Here is a 10,339-nt window from a genome sequence, read left to right on the forward strand (position 1 = left end):
GCCCATGGATATCACAGATTTCTATGACACTTTCTTCGAAGAAGCCGAGGAACTCCTGGGTGACATGGAGCGCCTTCTTCTGGAGCTGGATGTCGATGAACCTGACGCGGAGGAGCTCAATGCGATATTTCGTGCTGCTCACTCCATCAAGGGGGGCGCTGGAACCTTCGGCTTCCTGGTGCTTCAGGAGACCACCCATATTCTCGAGAACCTGCTCGATCATACCCGACGCGGCGAGCTTACCCTGCGTCGGGATATCGTCGACACCTTTCTGGAAGCCAAGGACATGCTGCACGATCAGTTGAATGCCTATCGCAATGGCGAGGAGCCCGACCAGGAGGCTTTTGAGCGAATCTGCAAGACCTTGAAGCAGATGGCGCTGGATGAGCTGGGCGGCGGTGGTGGCGAGAATGCGCCTGAAACCAAGCCGGCTCCAACTCCCGAACCGGTCGAGGAATCCGGGACGACGGCAGCTGCCGACGACGAAAGCAATGCAGGGCAGGAAGCGACACTATGCGTTGCCCTGCTGAATGTTGCCGAGAAGGACCGCGGTTTGCTGGTCGAGGAGCTGGAGCAGTTGGGCAGCGTGATCGAACAGCAAGGCGACGACAAGCGCTACGAAGTGACCCTGAAAACCGGGGTGAGCGGCGAGGATATCGAAGCGGTGATGTGTTTCATCATCGATGACGAGCAACTCGAGATCACTACTGCCAAGGCTTCGAACCAAGAATCGGCTGCTTCAAGTGCTGACAAGAAAATCGATGAGCCCGAACAAGCCGCTGAACCTGACGAAGCGATAGCGGCTGAGAGTGTTTCGGCTGCCAAGGTTGAAACGTCAGCGCCCCCTGAAGCCTCTGCACCGACAAAGGCTGCCAAGGCTCAAGGTAAACCTCAAGGCGGCAAGGCGAAAAATGGCAGCGGCGAATCCTCTCTGCGAGTGCCGGTAGACAAGGTTGATCAGATCATCAATCTGGTGGGCGAGTTGATCATCACTCAGTCGATGTTGGATCAGACTGCCAGCGAAATCGATGGCATCACTCACACCGCCCTGCACAACGGGCTCAATCTGTTACAGCGCAATGCTCGGGATCTCCAGGAAGCGGTGATGTCGATCCGCATGATGCCCATGGATTACGTATTCAGTCGTTTCCCCCGGCTGGTGCGGGATCTAGCGGACAAGCTGGAAAAAGACGTGGAACTCGTCACTGAAGGCAAGTCCACGGAGCTCGACAAGAGCTTGATCGAACGCATCATCGATCCATTGACCCACCTGGTGCGTAACAGTCTCGATCACGGCATCGAATCCCCGGATGTTCGCGAAGCAAAGGGTAAGCCTCGAGGCGGCAAGCTCACGCTCTCCGCCCAGCATCAGGGCGGCAACATTCTCATCGAAGTGATCGATGACGGCGCCGGTCTCAATCGCGCCAAGCTGCTGGCCAAGGCGGAATCGAACGGCTTGGCGGTCTCGGACAGCATGAGCGACGACGAGGTGTGGCAGCTGATCTTCGCGCCTGGATTCTCCACTGCTGAGCAGGTCAGCGATGTGTCCGGTCGCGGTGTTGGCATGGACGTGGTCAAGCGAAACATTCAGGCCATGGGCGGTCATGTCGAGATTCTTTCTCGGGAAGGTCAGGGCACCACGACTCGCATCGTGTTGCCATTGACCCTGGCGATTCTCGACGGCATGTCGATCAAGGTCGGTCAGGAAGTCTTCATTCTGCCTCTGGGGACAGTGCTCGAATCACTGCAGCCGAGCCGAGACGATCTCTACACCATGGCGGGCAGCGATCAGTTGCTCAAGGTGCGGGATGAGTATCTACCGGTGATCGCACTGCATCAGGTGCTCGACATTGATGGTGCACGCACCGAGCTCACGGAATGCATCGTGGTCATCGTGCAGGGAGAGGGGCGCCGCTATGCCTTGATGGTCGATGATCTGATCGGTCAGCAGCAGGTGGTGGTCAAGAACCTGGAAACCAACTATCGCAAGGTGCCGGGTATTTCCGCCGCCACCATTCTTGGCGATGGCAGCGTCGCGCTCATCCTGGATATTGCCGATCTGCATCGCCTCAGCCGGCGTAAAACCGGACAAGCTAGCCACAACTCAACCAAGCCCACTCAGGAGGTGCTTACGTCATGACCGCCGTATCTCAAGCCAATGCTCAATTGCAACAAGCCAATGCTGCCAACCTCGATGCTCATAGCAGCGAGTTCCTAGTGTTCTCTCTGGGCGAAGAAGAGTATGCCGTCGATATTCTCAAGGTGCAGGAAATTCGTGGCTACGAAAATGTCACCCGCATTGCCAACGCACCGGATTTCATCAAGGGGGTGACCAACCTACGCGGCGTCATCGTGCCGATCGTCGATCTGCGTATCAAGTTTCATCTCGATAACATCGAGTATGGCGGTCAGACCGTCGTGATAGTGGTCAATGTCGGTGAGCGTGTGGTGGGTATCGTCGTCGATGGCGTCTCCGATGTCATGACATTGAGCCCGGATCAGATCAAGCCGGCTCCGGAGTTCGGCGTTACCATGTCCTCGGATTATCTCAGCGGTTTGGGGAGTCTGGAGGATCGTATGCTGGTACTGGTGGATATCGACAAGTTGCTTACCAGTGAGGAAATGGCGCTGGTCGATAAAACGACACACTGACGATAACGTTACTGGTAGTAATAGGGCGAAGGTAAATACCTTCGCCCTTTTTTATTCTATTTTGTCGGGTTTTTTTCTTATTTAATTTGAAAATATTTATTTAAATAATGCGTTTTTTGTGAAAATTAAAATAAAAAATTTTGTTTTTATCCCTTCGTTTAACAACAAGCTATCAAGAATGATCTCTATCACGCCGATAAATTTTACAAATCATATTTCTGGAGGTTCCTTGTCTTAGAAAAATCAATTTTTGGTTTTTTAGTGTTTTTGGCGAAGTGAATAAAAAGCAACGTGGTGGGCGAAATGGCCAATCCGATAGGGGGGGATATGAATCGACTCAGGAATATGACGGTAAGAACCAGCTGGATACTTGTCCTGGTGGTATTTACCGGGGTGATAGTGGGATTGAGCGCCTTGGGTGGCTATGCGGTGCAGTATAGCGAACAGTCATTGAGGACACTCAATCAGGTCAATGTCGAGCAGCAGTCCGCGCTCAATCGGGCCAACAGTCAGCTGTTGAATCTGCGCCTGTCGATCGTGGAAGAGTACGGACGTTTCAACGGCACAACATGGGGAAATCAGGAGCCTCAGATAGATAATCTCCCGAATGTTCTCGAGGATATACATCAGACATTCGATCGGTTTAGCGACATTCCGGTACTCCCTGAACATGCCGAATTGGTTGCCGAGGTCGAAGAGAACTATCAGCGACTGGTTGACGAATCCCTGGCGCCTCAGATTGCTGCGCTACTGGATCTGGATCTAGCGACATACAGAGAAAATATCGCTTCGACCCAGCCACTCAATGATGCATTTCAGAGTAGTGTCGATAGCTTTCTTGACGCCGTCAGCGTCAAAGGGGATGTGCTTTATACCGACTTTAGCGCCATCGCGACGATGTTGAAAGTCGCTATCGGGGTGGCCCTTGGCGTTTCCCTGATCATGATTCTCGTCATATTGCGAGGCATCACCGTCAATGTCATCCAGCCATTGAAGCGAATTGTCAGCCATTTCGAGCGCATTGCCGAAGGGGATCTCTCGGGACGTATCGAGCGACATGGCAACAATGAGATCGGCAAACTGTTCGCAGCGATGGCAAAGATGCAGGAGAGTCTGTCCCACACCGTGGGCAAGGTGCGCCATGGCAGTCAGCGCATTCATCTGGACGCTCAAAGCATTGCGCAAGGCAATGGCGATCTCTCCTCGCGCACCGAACAGCAGGCAGCCTCCCTGGAGGAGACCGCCTCGAGCATGGAAGAGCTGACCTCCACGGTTTCCCAGAATACCGAGAACGCACGTCAAGCAAGCAAGCTGGCCCAAGAGGCGTCACGCACCGCGACTCAGGGCGGAGAGGTGGTCGACCAGGTGGTGGAAACGATGCATGGCATCAGTACCAGTTCGCATGAGGTTGTGAACATCATCGATGTCATCGATTCCATTGCCTTTCAGACCAATATCCTCGCCCTCAATGCCTCGGTTGAGGCGGCCCGGGCTGGCGAGCAGGGGCGTGGTTTCGCCGTGGTGGCCGAGGAAGTCCGCAACCTGGCAGGACGCTCTTCGGATGCCTCGAAGGAGATCCGTAGTCTGATCGAGGCATCGGTCAGCCGAGTGGACAACGGCTCGAAGCTGGTCGATCAGGCAGGTAGCACCATGGGCGAGATCGTCGCTGCGGTACAGCGAGTCAACGACATCATGGATGAGATTGCGGCTGCCTCTCAGGAGCAAAGCAATGGCATCGGTCAGGTCAACGAGGCCGTCAGTCAGATGGATCAGGTTACTCAACAGAATGCCGGCCTGGTGCAGCAGGCTGCCTCCTCGGCCCAGGCATTGGCGGGAGAGGCCGAAGCGCTGAGTGAGGCCGTCATGCTATTTCGTCTCACCGATGGTCAAGACGAGCGCCATACAGCGCCGCCGGCAGCTGATCCAAATCCCGAAGAATCGACAAGAACTTTGCCGCGTGCCGGCGCTTCAGTGCCGGAGCGAGAGCCTGCTCGAGCGCAGAAGGTGGAAGAGGAGTGGGGAGAGTTCTAAGCAACAAGAAAAGCCAATAAAAAAATTATACCGATTGCCTCACGTAGGGGCCTTGCAAAGAGTAGGGAAAATTATATGCACAATAACTCATCAGTGACTCAGCGCGAGTATGTGCTCTCGGAGGAGCATTATCTGATCACGCGCACCGATATGAAAGGTCGTATCACCTACGCTAATCCGGCGTTCATCGAGGTCAGTGGCTATGACCACGAGGAATTGATCGGCGCACCCCACAGTATCGTGCGTCATCCGGACATGCCTGAAGCCGCCTTCGCCAATCTCTGGCAGACCCTTGAAGCGGGAAAAACCTGGAGCGGCTTGGTCAAGAACCGGCGCAAGAATGGCGACCATTACTGGGTACATGCCAGTGCTTCGCCCATCATGGAAAACGGCAAGGTGCGAGGCTATGCCTCGCTAAGAATAAAGCCAGCCCCTGACGAGTGTGAATATGCCGATCGCATCTACGCAGATATACGCGATGGTCGCACCCGTGGCGTGCGCTTGAATAATGGCCGTATCGAGCGTACCGGCCTGGTGGGATGGTTGAAGCGCATACAGCTGCGTTCATTGCAGGGTCGTCTGGTAACCATGATTGGTCTGGCGCTGGTCTTGTTGCTGGGCAGCAGCGGGTTGGGCATGGTGTCGCTGGAAACTGCAAGTCAGCGACTAGAGGCGCTTACTCAGGATGGCCTGGAGGATATAGCCCGCCTGCAACGTATGGATCAACTGGTAGCCCAGGGTCATCAGAGCTTGTCCCAACCCTCCGCCCTGGATCTCCTGAACGCACGCCAACAGCATGCCGAAGAGCTCAAAAGCCTGGCCAGTCAGCTGGATGGTCTATGGGTCGACTATGTTGCTCGCGCCGTCAATCAGACGACGCTGGCGGCCGAGTTCGGGAAACGTCTCGAAGGCTATACGCATGAAGGATTGTCGGCTGCATCCGAAATTCTAGGTGGCGAAGATCAGTTCAAGGCATTTACCGCGATCAAGGAGTTCGTGCCCAGGCTGCAGGCCAGTGGTGGCGAGCTTTCCCAGGCGATTTCGACCCTGGTCGAGAGCAAACGGGCCTCGGCGCAGATCATGGCGCAGCAGGCTCAGGTTCAACAGCGCAACATGCTGTTCTTTCAAGCAGGGCTTCTGACGCTAGGGGTGTTTTTTTTATGTGTCATGGGAATAGTCACCATTCGGGCCATTCGTCGGCCAATCCGCGAGTCGATGCGCTTTGCCCAGCAGATTGCCACTGGCAACCTGGGTGCCACTCTCCCCAGCCAGCGCGATGATGAACTCGGTCGATTGATGCAAGCCCTCGATGCCATGCGCAAGAGCCTGAGCAGCATCGTCACGGACGTCAATCGTAGCGTTGAGGTGGTACGACCTGCTTCCAGGGAAATCGCCCAGGGCAATGAGGACCTTTCGACCCGCACCGAACAGCAGGCCGCCTCGTTGGAAGAGACTGCGTCGAGCATGGATGAGATGACCGCCACGGTACGCCAGAACGCAGGTAATGCAGGCCAGGCCAGTGATTTGGCAGGTAGCGCCAGCGATGCGGTGAGCGAAAGTGGTGCGGTCATGCAGCAGATGGTCGGCACCATGGAAAACATCACCGCCAGTTCGAAAAAGATGGCCGAGATCATCGGTGTCATCGATTCCATTGCCTTCCAGACCAATATCCTGGCGCTCAATGCGTCCGTCGAAGCCGCTCGGGCAGGGGAGCAAGGCCGAGGGTTCGCCGTAGTCGCTGGGGAAGTACGCAATCTGGCCGGGCGCTCGGCGAACGCCGCCAGTGAAATTCGTACATTGATCGATGATTCCGCTAAAGAAATCAACGGCGGGGCCGAATTAGTTAAACAAGCCGAGGCATCCATCGAGGAGGTCGTGACAGCGGTACTCAAGGTCAACGACATCATGAAGGAAATTTCCATGGCCTCGGATGAACAGACCCAGGGTATCGAGCAGGTCAATCAGGCGATCACACAGATGGATGAGGTTACCCAGCAGAATGCCGAGCGGGTGCAGTCCACTGCTCGCGCGTCCAACAGCCTGAATGAGCAGGTGTCGCTGCTGGCCAATGCCATTGCGGTGCTGCGTCTGAGCGGTAGTGGTCAAGAGACGGTAGCTCGGGAAACTCGCTTCAAAGCGGCTACGGCTAGACGCGAGAGTCAAAAAAGCAACGCACAGAGTGATTTTCAAGCCGCCGCTCAAACCTCTGCAATAGCCCGGGATGAACGTCAGGTGCCTTCGAATAGTGAATGGGAGACTTTCTGAACATGACAATCCATCGGTCCATCACCGGGAGTGCCGTTGCCTCGATTGAACCGGTTCGTCAAGGCGGCTGGGTAAGCAGCCTCGAGCGTGATCTGGAAATGACCGATGCGGATTTCGAACGTGTGCGTAAGTTGATCTATCAGCGTGCCGGTATCGTGCTGGCGGAGCATAAGCGGGAAATGGTCTACAGTCGGCTGGCGCGTCGTTTGCGCCAGCATAAATTGACCCGTTTTGCCGATTACCTGGCGCGTCTGGAGAGCAAGCCGGATTCCTCTGAATGGGAATCCTTCACCAATGCATTGACTACCAACCTCACCGCCTTTTTTCGTGAAGCGCACCACTTTCCGCTACTTGCAAGCCATGTGCTCAAACAGAGTGGCCCCATACGCATATGGTGTGCAGCAGCCTCTACCGGTGAGGAGCCTTATTCCATTGCCATGCAGTTGAGCGAGACCCTCGGCGCAAAAGCGCGGGACGCCAAGGTCATTGCCACGGATATCGATACCGATGCCTTGGCCAAGGCCCGAGAGGCGGTCTACCCGATCGATCAGGTAGCCAAGCTGGCTGAGGCCAGGCGCAAGCAATTCTTTCTGAGGGGAAGTGGCGCTCGTTCCGGCCAGGCCAGAATAAGACCGGAAATATCGGCAATGGTCGAATTCAAGCCGCTCAATCTACTGGCACCCAAATGGCCAATAGAGGGGCGCTTCGATGCGATTTTCTGTCGTAATGTCATGATCTATTTCGATAAGTCGACTCAGGCAAAAATACTCGAAAGTTTCGTGCCATTTCTCAAACCAAATGGACTTTTGTTTGCGGGTCATTCCGAGAACTTTTCTTTTATTAGTCAGGCGTTTCGTCTGCGTGGGCAGACGGTGTATGAGCTGGCTAATTCATCCTTAAGTCAGTCGTCCTCCGGCCGATAAACAAATTAATAACAGAAACTATACCTGCCTCTTGCAGATAGAGTGATGGAAAGGAGAGGGCTCTTGAGCTCACCCAAGATCAAGGTGCTTTGCGTAGACGATTCAGCACTGATTCGTGATTTGATGACTGAAATAATCAATTCGCAGCCGGATATGGAAGTGGTGGCTACGGCTCCGGATCCACTGGTTGCGCGGGATCTCATCAAACGCACTAATCCTGATGTCCTGACGCTGGATGTAGAAATGCCGCGAATGGACGGGCTGGATTTTCTTGACCGACTGATGCGCCTTCGTCCCATGCCGGTACTGATGGTGTCGTCACTGACTCAGGCCGGTTCCGAGATCACTCTGCGTGCACTGGAGCTCGGCGCGGTGGACTTTATCGCCAAACCGCAGATGGGTATTCGTAGCGGCATGCTTGATTACGCCAACATGATCGCGGACAAGCTACGCGCTGCCGCCAGATCGCGACCGCGTACCGCCCGGCGCAAGGATGAAACACCCCCGGCGGCGCTCAAGGCGCCACTGATCTCAAGTGAAAAACTGATCATCATCGGGGCGTCGACCGGTGGCACCGAAGCCATTCGTACCGTGCTCGAACCGCTGCCTGCCAACAGCCCAGCGATTCTCATCACTCAGCACATGCCCGGCGGTTTTACCCGTTCTTTTGCCGAGCGTCTTAATCGTTTATGCCGGATTACCGTCAAGGAGGCGGAAGAGGGCGAACGTATTCTACCGGGTCATGCCTACATCGCCCCGGGAGATGCTCATCTGAAATTGGCTCGCAGTGGCGCCAACTATGTGGCGCGACTGGACGACGGGCCTCCGGTGAATCGGCATCGTCCTTCCGTGGACGTGCTGTTTCATTCCGCAGCGCAGTATGCCGGGCGTAACGCCATAGGCGTCATTCTCACCGGTATGGGCAAGGATGGCGCGGCGGGTTTGCTCGAAATGCATCAGGCCGGCGCACAGACGCTTGCACAAAGCGAAGCCAGCTGCGTGGTTTATGGTATGCCTCGGGAAGCGGTGGCCTTGGGTGGGGCGATGGAAAGTGTCGATCTCGACCAGATGGCGAGCCAGATCATGCAGCGCGTGGCCGCCTCGGGTCGTGCCCAACGGGTTTGATGAATCACCAATCAGGTGAATAACCAGTCAATAGTGCAGCAATAAACAATTGAATGAATAACGAGGTTTGAAAATGGCCGATAAGAACATGAGTATCCTGGTGGTAGACGATTTTCCCACTATGCGACGCATCGTCCGCAGTCTACTCAAGGAGTTGGGCTACACCAATGTAGAAGAAGCCGAGGACGGGCAGGAGGGCTTGAGCAAGCTCCGGGGCGGTGGCTTCGAGTTCGTCGTTTCGGACTGGAATATGCCTAATCTTGATGGCCTGGAGATGCTCAAGCAGATTCGCGCCGACGATGCCTTGAAAGAATTACCGGTATTGATGGTTACCGCGGAAGCCAAGAAAGAGAACATCATCGCGGCAGCGCAAGCCGGAGCCAACGGCTATGTGGTCAAGCCTTTCACGGCGGCGACTCTTGAAGAAAAACTCAACAAGATCTTCGAGAAATTGGGTAAGTGAGCCTCGAAAATAACAGGCAGCGAGGAGGGTAACCATGAGCGGTGATACGCAACAACCCGTACAGTTCCAGTCCGATGATCTCGTTCTAAGAATCGGGCAATTAACCCGCATGCTCAGAGAGAACATGCGGGAGCTGGGCCTGGATAAGGAGGTCGAGAAAGCCGCGGAAGCCATTCCGGATGCACGGGACCGCTTGAGCTACGTGGCAACGATGACGGAGCAGGCCGCGGAGCGAGCGCTCAATGCCATCGACCGGGCGCAGCCGATTCAGGAAGGGTTGGAAGCTCGGGCCAATGAGCTCGATGGGCGCTGGGCCGAGTGGTTTGCCGAGCCCAAGGAGTTGGACGAAGCCAAGATGCTGGTTGTCGATACCCGTGAGTATCTGGCTTCTATACCGTCCCAGACCCAGGCGACCAACGGTGAGCTGCTGGAAATCATGATGGCTCAGGATTTCCAGGATCTGACCGGTCAGGTCATCAAGAAAATGATGGACGTGATCAAGCAGATCGAGAATCAGCTGGTGCAGGTACTGCTCGACAGCGTCCCCAGCGATCAGGATCGCAAGGAGCTACGCAAGGCCATGGACAACGAGCGCGAGAACTCCCTGGTCAACGGCCCACAGGTCAATCCAGATGCCCCGGACGTGGTCAACGACCAGGATCAGGTGGACGATCTGCTGGATTCTCTGGGCTTTTAAGTGTCGCTCGATTCGTATCTCGTGGCTCAATGATTTAGACACCGCTCCTCTTAGCGCTCGCCTCCCATCCTCATGCGCACCTCTTTACGCGCGACAATCGTGGATTAACGCCCGATTCGTCGCGCTTTTTGCGTGATCGTTTTTCCTCTTTGCCGCTCAGAATAGCCAGCGTTTACCTATCTT

8 protein-coding genes are annotated in these 10,339 nt (G+C 55.3%); all 8 read left to right on the forward strand.

The window, feature by feature from the left end; all coding sequences use genetic code 11:
* Positions 1–4: 4 nt before the first annotated feature.
* The 8 genes from cheA (at position 5) to cheZ (ending at position 10,156) form a co-directional block, all read left to right on the forward strand.
* A complete protein-coding gene (cheA, locus tag H7850_RS04860) occupies positions 5–2,140 on the forward strand; it encodes a chemotaxis protein CheA (RefSeq protein ID WP_227368288.1) in 2,136 nt (711 codons plus the stop codon).
* Positions 2,137–2,652 carry a chemotaxis protein CheW gene (locus H7850_RS04865; RefSeq protein WP_227368289.1) on the forward strand — a complete coding sequence of 172 codons (516 nt, stop codon included), beginning with the start codon at positions 2,137–2,139 and terminating at the stop codon, positions 2,650–2,652. The genes cheA and H7850_RS04865 overlap by 4 nt, the downstream gene beginning before the upstream one ends.
* A 345-nt stretch (positions 2,653–2,997) precedes the next feature.
* Positions 2,998–4,683, forward strand: coding sequence for a methyl-accepting chemotaxis protein (locus tag H7850_RS04870; protein WP_227368291.1), 1,686 nt, complete (start codon positions 2,998–3,000; stop codon positions 4,681–4,683).
* Between the two features lie 75 nt (positions 4,684–4,758).
* On the forward strand, positions 4,759–6,948 hold the full coding sequence (locus H7850_RS04875; protein WP_227368293.1) for a PAS domain-containing methyl-accepting chemotaxis protein: 2,190 nt from the start codon (positions 4,759–4,761) through the stop codon (positions 6,946–6,948).
* 2 nt (positions 6,949–6,950) lie between these two features.
* Positions 6,951–7,871, forward strand: a complete 921-nt coding sequence (locus H7850_RS04880) for a CheR family methyltransferase (RefSeq protein WP_413614138.1) — start codon at positions 6,951–6,953, stop codon at positions 7,869–7,871.
* 63 nt (positions 7,872–7,934) lie between these two features.
* Complete coding sequence (locus H7850_RS04885; RefSeq protein WP_319799263.1) at positions 7,935–8,996, forward strand: chemotaxis response regulator protein-glutamate methylesterase; 1,062 nt, start codon at positions 7,935–7,937, stop codon at positions 8,994–8,996.
* A 73-nt stretch (positions 8,997–9,069) separates the two neighbouring features.
* Positions 9,070–9,459 (forward strand): chemotaxis response regulator CheY, encoded by a 390-nt coding sequence (cheY, locus tag H7850_RS04890; protein WP_227368295.1) that lies wholly within the window; start codon positions 9,070–9,072, stop codon positions 9,457–9,459.
* 34 nt (positions 9,460–9,493) lie between these two features.
* The gene (gene cheZ, locus H7850_RS04895; RefSeq protein ID WP_227368296.1) at positions 9,494–10,156 is read left to right on the forward strand and encodes a protein phosphatase CheZ; all 663 of its coding nucleotides are present in this window, start codon (positions 9,494–9,496) and stop codon (positions 10,154–10,156) included.
* The last annotated feature ends 183 nt before the right edge of the window (positions 10,157–10,339 follow it).

Source organism: Halomonas sp. M20, from assembly GCF_020622265.1.
Classification (GTDB): Bacteria; Pseudomonadota; Gammaproteobacteria; order Pseudomonadales; family Halomonadaceae; genus Modicisalibacter.